The following is a 14581-nucleotide window of genomic DNA, read 5'->3' as shown; positions in this document are numbered from 1 at the left end:
TCTTTGTTTGCATGGCTCTGTTGATGGGCCCGGTTTCTGCCATCGCACAGGAAGCGCAGGTTGCATTCGGTTCGGTCAAGGCCGACCCCAGCCTGCCGGTCGAGGTGACCTCGGACTCACTGAACGTCAATCAGGAGGATGGATCGGCCGAGTTTCTCGGCAATGTGATCGTGATTCAGGGGGAAATGCGCCTGTCGGCTGAGCGGGTTCTGGTGATCTACAGTCAGGATCGCTCCTCCATCGAACGGATGGAAGCGACCGAGAATGTCGTTCTGGTCAGCCCTCCGGATGCCGCCGAAGGGGATCAGGCGGAATACACCATCGACACCGGTGTGATCGTGATGAAAGGCAACGTGCTGCTGACGCAAGGTCCCAGCACGATCAGCGGCGACCAGATGGTTGCGAACCTAACCTCGGGCACTGCAACGATGACAGGGCGCGTCAAAACCATCCTGCAACAGGGTGGCGGAAACTGATGGCTGCCCCAACCTTGTCTGTCGCGGAAGGTAGCGCTGGCCTGCGCATCGAGAAACTGCGCAAATCCTATCGGAAAAAGACCGTGATCCGGGATGTGTCCATGACGCTCGACCGGTCCGAGGTTGTTGCACTGCTGGGTCCGAACGGGTCGGGCAAGACGACGACTTTTTACTCGGTCGCCGGGCTGGTCTTTCCCGAAGCAGGAAAAGTCACGATAGACGGACAGAACGTCACAACGCTGCCGATGTATCGGCGCGCGCGTCTTGGGATCGGCTATCTGCCGCAGGAGATGTCGATTTTCCGCGGCATGAGCGTCGAGGACAATATCGCCTCGGTTCTCGATATCACCGTCAAGCACGCCCATCGCAGGAAAGAGCGGTTGGAGGAGCTGCTGTCGGACTTCTCGATCGAACACCTACGCCGCGCGCCTGCGCTTGCCCTGTCGGGCGGTGAACGGCGCCGGGTAGAAATCGCGCGCTGTCTGGCCGCCGATCCGAAATACCTGCTGCTCGATGAACCCTTTGCGGGTGTTGACCCGATCAGCGTGGGCGACATCCGGCATTTGGTGGCTGATCTGAAGAAACGCGGGATCGGCGTGTTGATCACCGACCACAACGTGCGTGAAACGCTCGAGATCGTGGATCGCGCCTATATCCTGCATGACGGGCAGGTTCTGATGTCAGGTACACCTGACGAAGTGGTCGAGAACGAAAACGTGCGCCGGGTTTATCTGGGCGAAAACTTCCGTATTTCATAGGGTTGGGCGATTTTCTGCCGGACGCTTTGCGGAAATCGCGTATATACACCTCTGTTTTGATTGACTCTTCCGCCGCCTCTTGTCTCAATTGGGGTATGGCATTTATTCGGTTCCAGTCTGGATCTCGATACCCCTTCACTGAAGGGCTGGGACGGCAGCAACCGATCAAAATGTCGATATCCCCCACCCGATAAAAACAAGCATGTTGCGTGACGCAACGTCAGAATGGGTGTGAATTGTGAAGGAGATCACATGCGTTACCAAATCAGCGGAAAACAGATCGACATCGGTGCGGCCCTGCAGACCCATGTGCAGACCGAACTGGGCGAAGTTGTTGGCAAATATGCCCAGCGCCCGACCGACGCCAATGTCGTCTTTTCCCGTTCGGCGCATGAATATGTATGCGAAACTACAGTACATTTATCTACCGGCCTGACCGCTCAGGCCAAGGCCCACGCAACCGAGATCTATGCAGCGTTCGAGGCATGCTGCGACAAGATGGAAACACAATTGCGCCGCTACAAGCGCCGCCTGAAGGACCATCACAAGGATCGTTCTGAGCCTGTTGAACTCTTTGGGGCGTCCTCTTATATCCTCGCCTCTGACGAATCGAACACGGCAGATGAACCCGAATCGCTACAGCCCATGATTGTGGCTGAGATGGAAACAAAGATCCCATCGCTCAGCGTTGGTGAGGCCGTAATGCAAATGGAACTTGCCGGAGCGCCGGTGTTAGTGTTCCGGAATGAGAACAAGGATGGGTTGAATGTCGTGTATCGCCGCGATGACGGCAATATCGGCTGGATCGATCCTTAAACAGGCAAGTTGAGAGAGATCGGCCTCAGCACGCAAAGGCCGCTATGGAGCATGATCATGGAGCTTTCGAGCATTCTCAAGCCCGAAGCAGTACGTGTGTTATCTGCCGCGTCTAGCAAGAAGCGGCTGTTTCAGGAAATCGGCGACGTCGCTGCCGGTGCTTTGGACCTGGATACCCAGGTCGTCGTGGATTGCCTGCTGGAGCGCGAAAGCCTCGGCCCCACGGGTGTGGGTCATGGCGTGGCATTGCCACATGCGCGGCTGGGCGGGATCGAGTCGGTCTCGGGCGTTTTTGTAATGCTTGAAAAGCCGATCGACTTTAGCGCAGTTGACCGCCAGCCGGTGGATATCGCCTTTGCGCTGTTTGCGCCCGCAGAGGCGGGTGTGGATCACCTCAAGGCTTTGGCACTGGTATCGCGCACCCTGCGTGACAGCGCTGTTTGCGCCAAGCTCAGGGCGAACCCTGATCCGGTCAAGCTATACGCGATCCTGACCGAAGCGCAGTCCATGCAAGCCGCTTAAATCTTTGTGAAATTACAAAAAAGCCCACGAAAACCGCAGGCTTTTTTGTTTTTGGAAGGGGCGGGTTGTTAGCCGCCGGTTCCCATTTCCAGCGTCCACCAGATCTTGCCACCGTTTTCCTGATGCCACGCAAAACCCATCTGGGTGGCCTGGGGGTCCAGGATTACAGAACGAGGGCCGGGTTCCTGCATCCAGGCGGCCAGTGTCTCGGTTTCCGTCTCGTAGGTTTCCGAGATCGCCTCACCCAAGAATGTCCCGAAATAGCCCACGCGTGCCGCACGGTCGATCGGGGAAGAACCATCCGATCCGAAATGCCAGGGACGATTCTGCCGGGCCATATCCTTGGAATGCGTCGCCGCCGCCGCGTTCAACTGAGAGTTCAGTTGCACGGACTGCAAGCCCTGTGCCTGCCGCAGCGCATTCACCGAATCGAGCATGCGGAATTGCAGCTTCTCGGGGTTGCCACGGATTTTGTAGACTGAAGGCAAGGGGCGCCCATCGGCACCCAGCGCCGTGGTGCTCGTGTCGGTACATGCCGCCAAGGCGACAAGGCAAATCAACAGAAAAGAAAAGATACGCGTCATGATCGACCTGATTATTGTGTCGCTAACGGGCATAACGCGCTAGGCTGTCTTGAGCAAACGCACAATGACCATACCCTGCATGATTCTGCCGGTTTGGTTTGCGACTGAAGCATTCTGGCAATAAAATGGGTCAGATTTTCCATTTCGCCATAACGAAGGACCTTTTGTCATGGTCAAAAAGCACATTCCTCTTTCGACCCGCCGGGGGTTTCTGGCCGGAGCCTCGTCTCTGCTGGCCGCGCCTGCGATCGCGCAGTACATCCCGGGCGACCCGCTGCGACCTGCACCTGAACCCGAAGCGCCGGTCCGGCGTAATGTCTCAGGATTCCGCGCTCAGGACTGGCGGCCTTATTTCTCGAACACCAGAAACGGGGCCATTCTTGTCGATACCACGTCGCGAGCGCTGCATTATTGGTCAAATGATCAATCTGTATACAAACTTTATCCCTCTTCGGTTCCGTTGACCGAGGAGATGACCCGTCGCGGGCGCACAAGCGTCATTCGCAAGGTTGAGGGGCCAAGCTGGTCTCCGACGCCGTCGATGAAGAGGCGAAACCCCGAATGGCCCGATTACATCCCGCCTGGTCCCGATAACCCATTGGGAACGCATGCTTTGTATCTGGGGTGGAAGTATTACCGCATCCACGGCACCCATGACACGCGCAAGATCGGGCGGAAATCCTCGAATGGCTGCATCGGCCTGTTCAACAAAGACATCGCCGAGCTGTTCTCAATGGCGAAGGTCGGCACGCAAGTGTTGCTAATTTGACGACATTTTCGCTCACCGACTCGATTAATCGGCAAGTTGCAATTGCATTCCAACCGCTTTGCTGATTAGAAAAATATCACGAGGTAAGTCTTAGATGTGCGGTTCCGCGGACTGGAGCCGTGCAGATTCTGGAGGTTAATATGAAAAAACTCGTTCTCGCCGCTGCACTGACCGCTGCTGCTTCGACCGCTTATGCCGGTAACCTGGAAGAGCCGGTTGTTGAGGCACCTGTTGTTGTTGAAGAAACCCAGGGCACATCGCAGGGCATCATCCTGCCGCTGATCCTGCTGGTTGTAGTTGCCGCAGCTGTTGCAGCAAGCTAATTCGACGAGCAATATCCAGAGAAAAGGCGGTGGAGCTTTCCACCGCCTTTTTTCATGTCCAGTTGTCGGGGCTGGTTAGTCCAGCCAGCCGTTCAGATTGTCTTCGATGATCTTGCCCAAAGCGGCGATATGCGAATCATCGTCATTGAGGCAGGGAATATAGGTGAAGTGTTCACCGCCGGCCTCTTCAAAGCTTTCCTTGATCTCTTCATTGATCTCTTCCAGCGTCTCGATGCAATCGGCCGAGAACGCCGGTGCAATAACCGCGATGTTCTTTTTACCCTGTTTCGCCAGATCGGCCACGTGGTCGACCGTATAGGGCTTCAACCACTCCTCGGGGCCAAAGCGCGACTGGAAGGTTGAGACCAGCTGATCGTCCGACCAGCCGAGCTGCTCTTTCAGCAATCGTGAGGTCTTGACGCATTGGCAGTGATAGGGATCGCCCTGTTGCAGATAGCGTTCAGGCATCCCGTGGTAGGAACAGACCAGCACATCCGGCTTGGTCTCCGTCTTGGCATAGGCGCGTTCGACAGATTGGGCCAATGCCTCGATATAGGTGGGTTCGTCGTAATAGGCGGGCACCGTGCGGCTGGCAGGTTGCCATGGTTCCTCCATCAGGCAACGGAAGAACTGGTCATTGGCGGTTGCCGTCGTGGCACCGGCATAGTGTGGGTAGAGCGGGAAGAATAGGATACGGTCGCAGCCTTCCGCCACCATATTCCGGACCTTGGATTTGGTAGACGGATTGCCGTAGCGCATGCAGAAATCGACCATGACCTGATCGCCATAGCGGGCCTGCATCGCATCGCGCAGCTTGGCGGTCTGGTCCTTGGTGATCGTCATCAGCGGGCTTTCACCCTTGTCGTGATTCCAGATCGACTTGTAAGCCTCACCCGAGCTGAAGGGGCGTTTTGTCAGGATGATCGCCTGCAGAATCGGCTGCCATTTCCAAGCCGGATAGTCGATCACTCGGCGGTCCGAGAGGAACTCGTTCAAATAGCGGCGCATTGGCCAATAGCTGTAGTGATCGGGCGTGCCTAGGTTGGCCAGCAGGATGCCCACGCGCCCCATTTTAACCTTGGGGTGGTCGGCTGGTGCATGCACGGGGCGTGTGGCGTCAAACATTTGGGTCTTCCTGCATTTTCTAGGTCTGGCCTGAGATAAGGGGAAATATCCGGTCGTCAATCGGACAGTTTGCCTTCATCGGTACCAAGGGCTTCGGCAAGGCGCATCCGGGCGGATCCGGGGCGCAGCGGTTTGGGTTGGCTGTCGTCGGGCGACCAGCCGGTTAGGCAGATCAGCTCGAACGTGGCGGGCAGGCGGCCTTGAGGCGTCGCGAAGTGTTCCGCGTAGATACTCTGCGCGCGTTCGAACACCTTGCGGCGGGTCGGGGCTTTCAATCGATTGGTCAGCACGTTGGTCTCGGCCATCGCGCGCAGGTCCTGCATAAGATGGGTCAGGTCGCGATATTCTGCCGTCACAGGCACTGCATCCGCCACTGGCAGCGCCAACCCCGCGCGTTGCAGCAGAGCGCCTAAATCCCGCAGCTCTCCCATCGGAGCGATTCGGGGGCTGAGGCCACCGGTCACCTCGATTTCGGCCTGCCCCAAGGCGGCGCGCAGCTGATGCAGGGTTTCTCCGCCCAGACAGACGGTCAGAAGCAACCCGTCTGGGCGTAAGGCGCGGTGACATTGGATCAACTGGCCGACCGGGTCATTGGCCCAATGCAGGGCCATCGCGTGAACCACCAGATCATGCGCGCCGGGCGTAAGCTCCAGCGTTTCCTCATCCGCCACGCGTGTTGCGCCGTGCAGGGCATCCCGCCAGATATGCGCAAACGGGGTCACAATCGCGGGCGCCGTAAAGACTCTTTTAACCATGCTCAGCCGATCCTGCACCTCGTCCACAGCGGCGCGGTGCAGGAACAGGGCCTCATCCTTAACCCGCGCGCGGCGGTGGCGCAGGGTGGCTCGGTCGAACAGAGAGGGTGCATTGGACGCAGGCATTTTCATACCCCGCAGGTATCGCATTTGGCCCCGAGTTCAAACAGCGTTGCACCTGATCTATCCCCCGCGTTGCATGAGTTGCGGAGAGCTGACCGAATCCGACTTTGGCCTGTGTGCCACATGTTGGCGGGACACGCCGTTCATCGGAGGGACGGTCTGCGACAGTTGCGGCATGCCCGTCCCCGGCGAAAGGGACGGTTTTCGGATCGACTGTGACGATTGCCGAAGAACGCCGCGTCCGTGGCAGGACGGGCGCGCGGCGTTGCTGTATAAAGGGCGGGCGAAATCCCTGATCCTGGCGTTGAAACATGGTGACCGGCCCGAACTGGCCAAACCCGCCGCGCGCTGGATGGCGCAAGCGGGCCGAGAGGTTCTGAAGCCCGACATGCTGATCGCTCCGGTTCCGCTGCACTGGTCCCGTCTGGTGAAACGGCAATACAACCAATCGGCGCTTCTGGCACAGCATCTGGGGCGCGAGACAGGGTTAGAGGTCTGCCCCGACCTTTTGGTGCGAACGGCGCGCACGCCGGTTCTGGACGGCAAAACAGCTGCCCAACGTACCGAGGCACTGGATGGGGTCATTGCGCCTCATCCCAAACGGCATCAGCGCATCAAAGGGCGCGATATCCTGTTGGTGGATGACGTGATGACTTCGGGTGCCACGCTGGCAGCCTGTACGCGGGCATGCCTTGCCGCGGGTGCAAATCATATTTTCGTGTTGGTGCTGGCGCGCGTTGCCAAGGATGCCTAATTCGCACAAGATCGTGTGAAACCCGAAGGGACGGATTTATGAAACCAGTTGAAATCTACACATCGCCTCTGTGCGGCTTCTGCCACGCGGCCAAACGCCTGCTGAAGCAAAAAGGGGTCGAGTTCAAGGAAATCGACGTGCTGATGCATCCCAAGCGCAAGCCCGAGATGATCAAACGTGCCGGCGGCAAACGCACCGTGCCGCAGATCTTCATCGGCCCCGATCACGTGGGCGGCTGTGATGATCTCTATGAGCTCGACCGTCAGGGCAAGCTGGACCGTCTTCTGGCGGCGTGATGAAGACCGCTCTGCTGCAAATCACCTCGTCGGACGATCCGGCTGCGAATCTGCAAATGGTGTGCGCCATGATGGCCGAGGCCGCCGAGCAGGGCACGCAGTTCATCCTGACCCCCGAGGTCACGAATTGCGTGTCCAACAGCACCACGCGGCAGCGCGAGGTGTTGCAGCATGAGGAAGACGACATCACTCTGGCCGGTCTGCGGGCGCAGGCCGCCGAGTTGGGTGTGTGGCTGCTGATCGGATCATTGGGGATCAAGACCCATGATGCGGATGGCCGCTTCGCCAATCGGTGCTTCATGATCGACCCCAAAGGGCAGATCGTAGCGCGCTATGACAAAATCCACATGTTCGATGTGCAGGTGACCGAGACCGAAACCTTCCGCGAATCGGCCAATTACCGCCCCGGCGACAAGGCCGTGATCGCTGAGACGGATTTCGGCAAGGTCGGCCTGACGATTTGCTATGACATCCGCTTTCCGTACTTGCATGCCGCGCTGGCGCAGGCCGGGGCGAGGATTTTGACGGTTCCGGCGGCGTTTTCGCCCGTCACAGGGGCCGCGCATTGGGAATCGCTGCTGCGCGCCCGCGCGATTGAGACCGGCTGCTGGGTTTTGGCCCCTGCGCAAACCGGCACGCATCCCAAAACGCGGGGTAAAACCCGCCACACACATGGTCACAGCATGGTCGTAGCCCCTTGGGGAGAGGTTCTGATCGACGCAGGGACCGATCCGGGCATTCACTTTTTCGAATTGAATGATAGTTCTGTGTCCGAGGCGCGCCGCCGCGTGCCCTCATTGACCCATGTGAGGGCTTTCGACGGCCCCTGAACCAGAACCGGACCATGACAGACGACACCAATGCCCTTGCGGTCACGCTATTCAGCGAGATCCTGACCGCCGACCAGCTATTGCGCAACCGGCTGAGCCGGGTGCTGCCCAAGGGCATGGAAATCTCACACTTCTCGGTGCTGAACCATCTGGCCTATGCCGGAGGGGAACGGACGCCCGCGCAACTCGCCAGCACCTTCCACGTGACCCGAGGTGCAATGACCAACACGTTGGCCAAGCTCGAATGGGCCGGTTACATCCATATCCGCCCCGACTGGGACGACGCCCGCCGCAAGATGGTCGCGATCAGCCCCGCTGGCCGCCGCGCGCGCGATCAGGCGATTTCCTCGATTGCTCCGCTGATCAACCGCGTGGTTGGAGAGCTGGGGTTGGAGCGCGTCCGCAGCACGCTGCCCGTATTGAGGGATTTGCGGTTGCAGTTGGAGGGGGAGTAGCGGTGAGAAATGCTACTCTGCACCAGTGATGGATTCTAAAGGGCGCTAGAGGACCTTGCTCAAGTCTGCAGGTTCATATCTTCCGCGAATGGGGCAACCTTTAACTCTCAGAAGAGAATATACGCCAAAATTCCGTCATAGGAATTCGCACGCTAGGCATATAACCATCGACAATGGTTTCAACGGCATGATGACAATAGGCGCCTATACCAGCCCGGTTGTCGGAATTGGAGTTCCGGCGTTCTCTTTGATCGCAAGCATGAACACACCAATCGCAATGAGCGCAAACAATATGCACGCTAAGCCCGACACGCTTCCGACAAGCGGATTTCGATCATAGAGCGGAAGGAACCACCCAATTGTCCAGTTGCTGATCGGTCGCATATTTGTGCTGAGACTACCCCGGCTTCAAACTCGCCGTCACATAGTTCACGCTCAAATCCCTGTCTGAGATCGACCAGCTCCAGAGGATCGGGTTGAAGACGAATCCCTTGCGGTCCACCGGCTCCAGCCCTGCTTGGCGTAGTAGTTCGAACAGCTCATCGGGGGTGATGAACTTGTTCCACTCATGTGTGCCGCGTGGCAGCCAGCGCATGACAATCTCGGCCCCGAAGATGGCCATGGCATAGGATTTCGGGTTGCGGTTGATGGTCGAGCAAATCTCGAGCCCGCCGGGTTTCAGCAATTGTTGCGTGGCGGTCAGGTAGCTTAGCGGGTCGGCAACATGTTCGACCACTTCCATGTTCAGCACAACGTCGAACTGCTCGCCTGCAGCGGCCATGTCCTCGGCGGTGGTGTGGCGATAGTCTATCTCAAGGCCCGATTGCTCGGCATGGATGCGCGCGACGGGCAGGTTGCCCTCGGCGGCGTCGGCCCCCACCACCTCGGCCCCAAGGCGGGCCATGGGTTCGCTCAGCAGCCCGCCACCGCAGCCGATATCCAGAAGGCGCAGACCCTCAAACGGCACAGGCGCGGTCAGGTCGCGGTCAAACTCACCCGCGATTTGCTGTGTGATATAGTCCAGACGACACGGATTCAGCATGTGCAGAGGTTTGAATTTCCCATGCGGGTCCCACCATTCCGCTGCCATCGCCTCGAATTTAGCGATCTCGGATGGGTCGACCGTGTTCGGATGCGCTTGCATTCCTGTCTCCGTATGCTCTTTTAAGTCTTAAGGACTATATAGGGCCATAATGGACAAGTACCCGGACCAAAAGCGCGCAGTGCAATATCTCTACCCGCCGATCGATCCTTTTGATCAGCGGTTGGTCAGTGTGGGCGATGGGCACCAGATTTATATGGAGCAAAGTGGCAATCCCGACGGGGTGCCGGTGGTTGTGCTGCATGGGGGGCCGGGCGGTGGCTGCAGCCCTGCGATGCGGCGGTACTTTGATCCAAGTGTCTTCCGGGTGATTCTGTTTGATCAGCGCGGATGCGGGAAATCGCGGCCTCATGCTTCAGTCGAAGACAACACGACGTGGCATCTGGTTGAGGACATCGAGCGACTGCGGTCGCTGTTGGATATTGACGAATGGACCGTGTTTGGCGGTAGCTGGGGCGCGACTCTGGCGTTGATCTATGCGCAGGCGCACCCGGATCGCGTCAGCCGTCTAGTCCTGCGCGGGGTTTTTCTTGCGACGCAGGCCGAGCTGGATTGGTTCTACGGCGGCGGCGCGGGCAAGTTCTGGCCCGAGCAGTGGACAAAATTCACAGCCCTGCTGTCCGAGGAAGAGCTGTCGGATACGATTGCGGCCTACAACAAACGTCTATTCTCGGGCGACCGGGCAACCGAGGTCCTTTATGGGCGCGCTTGGTCAGCGTGGGAGAACGCCCTAGCGTCGATCCATTCGAATGGATCGACCGGCGAAAGCCCCGGTGAATACGCGCGGGCCTTCGCGCGGCTCGAGAATCACTATTTCACCAATAATGCCTTCCTGCAGAAGGATGGGCAGATTCTGGATCAGATGGATCGCATCGCGCATATCCCCGGACATATCGTGCAGGGGCGCTATGACATGATCTGCCCGCCTCAGGCGGCGTGGTCTTTGGCCGAGCGCTGGCCCAATGTCGAACTGAAGATGGTTCGCCATGCAGGCCACGCCCTGTCGGAACCCGGAATAAGTGCCGAGCTGGTCCGAATAATGGACCGCGTGGCCGAGGGGGTCGCATGACCCGGATGGACCGCCGTGCCCTGTTTGCCTCGGGTGCCGCCGCTGCGCTGCTGGCGGCAACAGGGGCGTCTTTGGCCGATACTCCGAAGAAAGGTGGCGCGCTGCGGCTGGCAGTTCCGCGCGATGACAGTTTGGAGCAGCTGGCCCGTGGGGCCGTGTTCGATACCCTGACCGAGATCGCACCGGATGGCACATTGCGTGGGGAGTTGGCGACAGGATGGCAGACGGAAGACAACGCGCGCATCTGGCGGTTTAATCTGCGCCAAGACGTCCCGTTCCACGATGGAACGGCGCTGCACGCCGATGATGTTGTGGCCATGCTGGCCGAACTCGGTCAGGCCGAGGCCCTGGCTGCCGATCACGTGGGGCTGGAGCTGGCCGAAGCCAATCCCGGTCTTCCTTTCCTGCTGGCTGATAGCCGTTTTGTCGTAACGCGCGATGGGCAGGCGGTTACGCCTCTGCACGCGGCCAACGGGACCGGTTGCTACCGGGTCGAGCGGGCCGAGGATGGGCGTCATTTCCTGGGTCGCAAAGTCGCGGGTCACTACAAGGACGGTCAGGCCGGTTGGGCCGATACAGTGGAAATCATCGTGATCCCTGATGCGCGCGTCCGCGCCGAAGCCTTGCGTGACGGATATGTGGACATTGCAGCCCTGCCCGAAAGAGGCGAACTGAAATCCCAGCGGGGGCTGCGCTATTACCCGAGCGAATCGGACATGGCGCTGGCCGTGGCAGCTCAGGTTGGGATGCCAAGGCAGATCGGCAAAGCCACGCTGGACGACGGTCGCATCGCCGAACGGTGGTGGTTGGCGTAAATCTGATCACGAATCGCGCCGGGGGTTGCAGACTCGGGAACTCCTGCGTATATGCAGTTGCAACAGCGGCGCGTTGGACTTCTGGTTCAAGGCTCCACCGGAAAATTCGACGGGCCGCGCGCCCGTTTTTTTGTGCCCGATCGATAGGGTAGAGAACCTGATGACAAACGACCTGATAGCCAAAGCGGCCATAGACCGGCGACTGGCCGAGATCATCACCCCCGTGATTGAGGATCTGGGGTATGAACTCGTCCGCGTCCGTTTGATGAGCGGCAAGCAGACCACGCTGCAGATCATGGCTGACAAGCCCGATGGCGGTATCGAAGTGGATGACTGCGCTGAGATTTCAAACGCCGTCAGCGCCACGCTGGATGTCGAGGACCCGATCCTTGACGCCTATACGCTTGAGGTCTCGAGCCCCGGTATTGATCGCCCTCTGACCCGTCTCAAGGACTTTGAGAATTTCGAAGGGTATGAGGCCAAGATCGAAACTGCCGAGCTGATCGACGGTCGCCGCCGCTTCAAGGGTGAATTGGCCGGGATCGAAGGGGATGAGGTTCTGATCAATATCCCCGAGGGGGATGAGACGATCACCATCGGTCTGCAATTCGACTGGCTGAGCGACGCCAAGCTGGTCCTGACCGATGACCTGATCAAGGAAATGCTGCGCCAGCGCAAAGACGCCGGCGCCCTGAACGAAAACGCTTTCGACGAGATTGAGACCGAAGGGTCCGAAGAGGAGACGAACTGATGGCAATCACCTCAGCCAACCAGCTGGAGCTGCTGCAGACCGCCGAGGCCGTGGCCCGCGAAAAGATGATCGACCCGGGTCTGGTTGTCGAAGCGATGGAGGAATCGCTCGCCCGTGCCGCCAAGAGCCGTTACGGCGCGGAAATGGACATTCGTGTTTCCATCGACCGCAAGACCGGAAAGGCGACTTTCACCCGCGTCCGCACCGTGGTCGAGGAAGAGGAACTGGAAAACTACCAGGCCGAGATGACTGTCGAGCAGGCGCGTCAGTACATGGAATCGCCCGAGGTTGGCGACGTCTTCGTTGAAGAGGTCCCGCCGGTTGAAATGGGCCGTATCGCGGCGCAATCCGCCAAGCAGGTGATCCTGCAGAAGGTCCGCGAAGCTGAGCGTGACCGTCAGTACGAAGAATTCAAGGATCGCGCAGGCACCATCATCAACGGCGCGGTCAAGCGTGAAGAATTTGGCAACGTCATCGTCGATCTGGGCGGTGCCGAGGCTGTTCTGCGCCGCAATGACAAGATTGGCCGCGAAAGCTATCGCCCGAATGACCGTGTGCGTGCTTACATCAAAGAAGTTCGCCGCGAGGTTCGTGGCCACCAGATTTTCCTGTCGCGCACCGCGCCGGAATTCATGGCCGAGCTGTTCAAAATGGAAGTGCCGGAAATCTATGACGGCATCATTGAGGTCAAGGCCGTGGCCCGTGACCCCGGCTCGCGCGCCAAGATCGCTGTGATTTCGTATGACGGTTCGATCGACCCCGTCGGTGCCTGCGTTGGTATGCGCGGCAGCCGCGTGCAGGCCGTTGTGAACGAGCTGCAGGGCGAAAAGATCGACATCATCCCGTGGAACGAAGATCAGCCGACCTTCCTGGTGAACGCTCTGCAGCCTGCCGAGGTTTCCAAGGTGGTTCTTGATGAAGAAGCCGGTAAGATCGAAGTTGTGGTTCCTGAAGAACAGCTGTCCCTCGCCATCGGTCGCCGTGGTCAGAACGTGCGTCTGGCCAGCCAGCTGACCAACCTGGACATCGACATCATGACCGAAGCCGAGGAATCGGCGCGTCGTCAGAAAGAATTCGAAGCCCGCACCCAGCTGTTCATGGACAGCCTGGATCTGGACGAGTTCTTTGCCCAGCTGCTGGTTTCCGAAGGCTTCACCAACCTCGAAGAGGTTGCCTATGTTGAGCTGGACGAACTGCTGGTCATCGACGGCGTCGACGAAGGCACCGCGCAGGAACTGCAGGCCCGTGCCCGCGATTTCCTTGAGGCGCAGGCCAAGGCCGCGCTGGATGCTGCGCGCGCTCTGGGTGCCGAGGACAGCCTTATTGAATTCGAAGGCCTGACACCCCAGATGGTAGAAGCGCTGGCCAAGGATGATGTGAAGACTTTGGAAGACTTCGCAACCTGTGCTGACTGGGAACTGGCCGGTGGCTGGACCACGGTCGATGGTGAGCGTATCAAGGATGACGGTGTGCTTGAGCCGTTCGGCGTAACGCTGGAAGAGGCGCAGGATCTGGTCATGACTGCTCGTATCATGTTGGGCTGGGTTGATCCGGCTGAGCTTGAGCAGGCAGAAGAAGACGTTGAAGCCGAAGAGGAGGCTGAGGCCTGATCTCAGGGCCTCGGGTGGCTGAGATGGGTCGCGGTGGCGTCCATAAAGATCGGTCCGACGGACCTGAGCGCAAGTGCATCGCCACGGGCGAGGTTCAGCCCAAATACGGGCTGATCCGCTTTGTGACGGGGCCGGATGGTCAGGTCTATCCCGATGTCGCGGCGAAATTGCCGGGACGCGGGGTCTATGTGGCGGCAGATCGCGCAGCCTTGGACAAGGCGGTCAGCAAAAAGCTGTTCTCGCGCGGGTTCAAGTCGCAGGTCTCGGCCCAAGCGGACCTGGCCGACGAGGTCGAAAAACAAGTCGCGCGTCGTGTGGTTGAGCTTCTCAGCCTGGCGCGTAAGTCCGGCGATGCGGTCGCCGGATACGAAAAGGTCAAGACGTGGCTGGACCGGGAAGAGGCTCAGGTACTGATTCAGGCCAGCGATGGATCGGGGCGCGGTAAGTCGAAACTCAGCACGCCGCACTTCGGAAAATACATTGGATGGCTCACGGCAGACGAGTTAGGGGCGGCATTTGGGCGCCAAACCGTGATTCATGCGGCGCTGGCCTCTGGCGGACTCGCCAAACGTGTTGTAGAGGAAGCGCAGCGCCTGCGTGGCTTGCGCGAAACGGATGACGGCGGCAGGGGCCGCGCGGAAGGGTAAG

General features: G+C 59.1%; 19 protein-coding genes. 15 read left to right on the top strand and 4 right to left on the bottom strand.

The genetic code is table 11. From position 1 onward, the window contains the following. Nucleotides 1-11 precede the first annotated feature (11 nt). The 4 genes from ACR0NO_RS17025 (at nt 12) to ACR0NO_RS17010 (ending at nt 2572) form a co-directional block, all read left to right on the top strand. Entirely contained in the window at nt 12-476 is a 465-nt protein-coding gene (locus ACR0NO_RS17025) for an LptA/OstA family protein (protein ID WP_170379955.1), read from the top strand. Then, complete coding sequence (lptB, locus tag ACR0NO_RS17020) at nt 476-1234, top strand: LPS export ABC transporter ATP-binding protein (protein ID WP_170379956.1); 759 nt, start codon at nt 476-478, stop codon at nt 1232-1234. Before ACR0NO_RS17025 ends, lptB begins: the two co-directional genes overlap by 1 nt. 252 nt (nt 1235-1486) lie before the next feature. Next, nucleotides 1487-2050 carry a ribosome hibernation-promoting factor, HPF/YfiA family gene (gene hpf, locus ACR0NO_RS17015; RefSeq protein WP_170379957.1) on the top strand — a complete coding sequence of 188 codons (564 nt, stop codon included), beginning with the start codon at nt 1487-1489 and terminating at the stop codon, nt 2048-2050. Between the two features lie 57 nt (nt 2051-2107). Beyond that, complete coding sequence (locus ACR0NO_RS17010) at nt 2108-2572, top strand: PTS sugar transporter subunit IIA (RefSeq protein WP_480724822.1); 465 nt, start codon at nt 2108-2110, stop codon at nt 2570-2572. 68 nt (nt 2573-2640) lie between these two features. Here ACR0NO_RS17010 and dalA read toward each other — a convergent pair whose 3' ends face one another. Next, on the bottom strand, nt 2641-3156 hold the full coding sequence (gene dalA / locus ACR0NO_RS17005; protein ID WP_170470962.1) for a divisome-associated lipoprotein DalA: 516 nt from the start codon (nt 3154-3156) through the stop codon (nt 2641-2643). Nucleotides 3157-3325: 169 nt separating this feature from the next. Here dalA and ACR0NO_RS17000 point away from each other — a divergent pair, with 169 nt between their 5' ends. After that, nucleotides 3326-3925, top strand: coding sequence for a L,D-transpeptidase (locus ACR0NO_RS17000; RefSeq protein WP_170641872.1), 600 nt, complete (start codon nt 3326-3328; stop codon nt 3923-3925). Between the two features lie 140 nt (nt 3926-4065). Next, nucleotides 4066-4248, top strand: a complete 183-nt coding sequence (locus ACR0NO_RS16995; protein WP_170379961.1) for a hypothetical protein — start codon at nt 4066-4068, stop codon at nt 4246-4248. Between the two features lie 75 nt (nt 4249-4323). Here the strand turns inward: ACR0NO_RS16995 and hemH are convergent, their stop codons facing one another. Further along, entirely contained in the window at nt 4324-5373 is a 1050-nt protein-coding gene (gene hemH, locus ACR0NO_RS16990) for a ferrochelatase (protein WP_480724821.1), read from the bottom strand. 56 nt (nt 5374-5429) lie between these two features. After that, entirely contained in the window at nt 5430-6260 is an 831-nt protein-coding gene (locus ACR0NO_RS16985; protein WP_480724820.1) for a class I SAM-dependent methyltransferase, read from the bottom strand. Here ACR0NO_RS16985 and ACR0NO_RS16980 point away from each other — a divergent pair. Genes ACR0NO_RS16980 through ACR0NO_RS16965 form a run of 4 tightly spaced genes read left to right on the top strand, consistent with a single transcriptional unit; the run spans nt 6241 to nt 8586 of the window. Then, nucleotides 6241-7005, top strand: coding sequence for a double zinc ribbon domain-containing protein (locus tag ACR0NO_RS16980; protein WP_480724819.1), 765 nt, complete (start codon nt 6241-6243; stop codon nt 7003-7005). The two genes, ACR0NO_RS16985 and ACR0NO_RS16980, sit on opposite strands and share 20 nt — an antisense overlap. 38 nt (nt 7006-7043) lie before the next feature. Beyond that, nucleotides 7044-7301, top strand: coding sequence for a glutaredoxin 3 (grxC, locus tag ACR0NO_RS16975; RefSeq protein WP_170379965.1), 258 nt, complete (start codon nt 7044-7046; stop codon nt 7299-7301). Beyond that, nucleotides 7301-8131, top strand: coding sequence for a carbon-nitrogen hydrolase family protein (locus ACR0NO_RS16970; protein ID WP_480724818.1), 831 nt, complete (start codon nt 7301-7303; stop codon nt 8129-8131). Before grxC ends, ACR0NO_RS16970 begins: the two co-directional genes overlap by 1 nt. A gap of 14 nt (nt 8132-8145) precedes the next feature. After that, nucleotides 8146-8586 (top strand): MarR family winged helix-turn-helix transcriptional regulator, encoded by a 441-nt coding sequence (locus tag ACR0NO_RS16965; protein ID WP_170379967.1) that lies wholly within the window; start codon nt 8146-8148, stop codon nt 8584-8586. A gap of 397 nt (nt 8587-8983) precedes the next feature. Here the strand turns inward: ACR0NO_RS16965 and ubiG are convergent, their stop codons facing one another. After that, nucleotides 8984-9730 carry a bifunctional 2-polyprenyl-6-hydroxyphenol methylase/3-demethylubiquinol 3-O-methyltransferase UbiG gene (gene ubiG / locus ACR0NO_RS16960; RefSeq protein WP_480724817.1) on the bottom strand — a complete coding sequence of 249 codons (747 nt, stop codon included), beginning with the start codon at nt 9728-9730 and terminating at the stop codon, nt 8984-8986. Nucleotides 9731-9779: 49 nt separating this feature from the next. Here ubiG and pip point away from each other — a divergent pair, with 49 nt between their 5' ends. The 5 genes from pip (at nt 9780) to ACR0NO_RS16935 (ending at nt 14580) form a co-directional block, all read left to right on the top strand. Beyond that, complete coding sequence (gene pip / locus ACR0NO_RS16955; RefSeq protein ID WP_480724816.1) at nt 9780-10757, top strand: prolyl aminopeptidase; 978 nt, start codon at nt 9780-9782, stop codon at nt 10755-10757. Then, nucleotides 10754-11572 (top strand): ABC transporter substrate-binding protein, encoded by an 819-nt coding sequence (locus tag ACR0NO_RS16950; protein ID WP_480724815.1) that lies wholly within the window; start codon nt 10754-10756, stop codon nt 11570-11572. The genes pip and ACR0NO_RS16950 overlap by 4 nt, the downstream gene beginning before the upstream one ends. Nucleotides 11573-11732: 160 nt before the next feature. Beyond that, nucleotides 11733-12323, top strand: coding sequence for a ribosome maturation factor RimP (gene rimP / locus ACR0NO_RS16945; RefSeq protein WP_480724814.1), 591 nt, complete (start codon nt 11733-11735; stop codon nt 12321-12323). After that, nucleotides 12323-13933: a transcription termination factor NusA gene (nusA, locus tag ACR0NO_RS16940; RefSeq protein WP_170463030.1), complete on the top strand. Its 1611-nt coding sequence runs from the start codon at nt 12323-12325 to the stop codon at nt 13931-13933. The genes rimP and nusA overlap by 1 nt, the downstream gene beginning before the upstream one ends. Before the next feature lie 23 nt (nt 13934-13956). Continuing rightward, on the top strand, nt 13957-14580 hold the full coding sequence (locus ACR0NO_RS16935) for an RNA-binding protein (protein ID WP_480724854.1): 624 nt from the start codon (nt 13957-13959) through the stop codon (nt 14578-14580). Nucleotide 14581 lies beyond the last annotated feature (1 nt).

The organism is Ruegeria sp. CL3 (assembly GCF_056536505.1).
The sequence above is the reverse complement of the archived record's forward strand: the minus strand, read 5'-3'. Positions and strand labels throughout refer to the sequence as shown.

Bases quoted from the DNA above. Each gene is read 5' to 3' on its own strand.
- nusA (WP_170463030.1), top strand. From the start codon at position 12,323: ATGGCAATCACCTCAGCCAACCAGCTGGAGCTGCTGCAGACCGCCGAG.
- ACR0NO_RS17000 (WP_170641872.1), top strand. From the start codon at position 3,326: ATGGTCAAAAAGCACATTCCTCTTTCGACCCGCCGGGGGTTTCTGGCC.
- grxC (WP_170379965.1), top strand. From the start codon at position 7,044: ATGAAACCAGTTGAAATCTACACATCGCCTCTGTGCGGCTTCTGCCAC.
- dalA (WP_170470962.1), bottom strand. From the start codon at position 3,156: ATGACGCGTATCTTTTCTTTTCTGTTGATTTGCCTTGTCGCCTTGGCG.
- pip (WP_480724816.1), top strand. From the start codon at position 9,780: ATGGACAAGTACCCGGACCAAAAGCGCGCAGTGCAATATCTCTACCCG.
- rimP (WP_480724814.1), top strand. From the start codon at position 11,733: ATGACAAACGACCTGATAGCCAAAGCGGCCATAGACCGGCGACTGGCC.
- ACR0NO_RS16950 (WP_480724815.1), top strand. From the start codon at position 10,754: ATGACCCGGATGGACCGCCGTGCCCTGTTTGCCTCGGGTGCCGCCGCT.
- ACR0NO_RS16985 (WP_480724820.1), bottom strand. From the start codon at position 6,260: ATGAAAATGCCTGCGTCCAATGCACCCTCTCTGTTCGACCGAGCCACC.
- hemH (WP_480724821.1), bottom strand. From the start codon at position 5,373: ATGTTTGACGCCACACGCCCCGTGCATGCACCAGCCGACCACCCCAAG.
- lptB (WP_170379956.1), top strand. From the start codon at position 476: ATGGCTGCCCCAACCTTGTCTGTCGCGGAAGGTAGCGCTGGCCTGCGC.
- ACR0NO_RS16995 (WP_170379961.1), top strand. From the start codon at position 4,066: ATGAAAAAACTCGTTCTCGCCGCTGCACTGACCGCTGCTGCTTCGACC.
- ACR0NO_RS17010 (WP_480724822.1), top strand. From the start codon at position 2,108: ATGGAGCTTTCGAGCATTCTCAAGCCCGAAGCAGTACGTGTGTTATCT.
- ACR0NO_RS17025 (WP_170379955.1), top strand. From the start codon at position 12: ATGGCTCTGTTGATGGGCCCGGTTTCTGCCATCGCACAGGAAGCGCAG.
- ubiG (WP_480724817.1), bottom strand. From the start codon at position 9,730: ATGCAAGCGCATCCGAACACGGTCGACCCATCCGAGATCGCTAAATTC.
- hpf (WP_170379957.1), top strand. From the start codon at position 1,487: ATGCGTTACCAAATCAGCGGAAAACAGATCGACATCGGTGCGGCCCTG.
- ACR0NO_RS16935 (WP_480724854.1), top strand. From the start codon at position 13,957: ATGGGTCGCGGTGGCGTCCATAAAGATCGGTCCGACGGACCTGAGCGC.
- ACR0NO_RS16965 (WP_170379967.1), top strand. From the start codon at position 8,146: ATGACAGACGACACCAATGCCCTTGCGGTCACGCTATTCAGCGAGATC.
- ACR0NO_RS16970 (WP_480724818.1), top strand. From the start codon at position 7,301: ATGAAGACCGCTCTGCTGCAAATCACCTCGTCGGACGATCCGGCTGCG.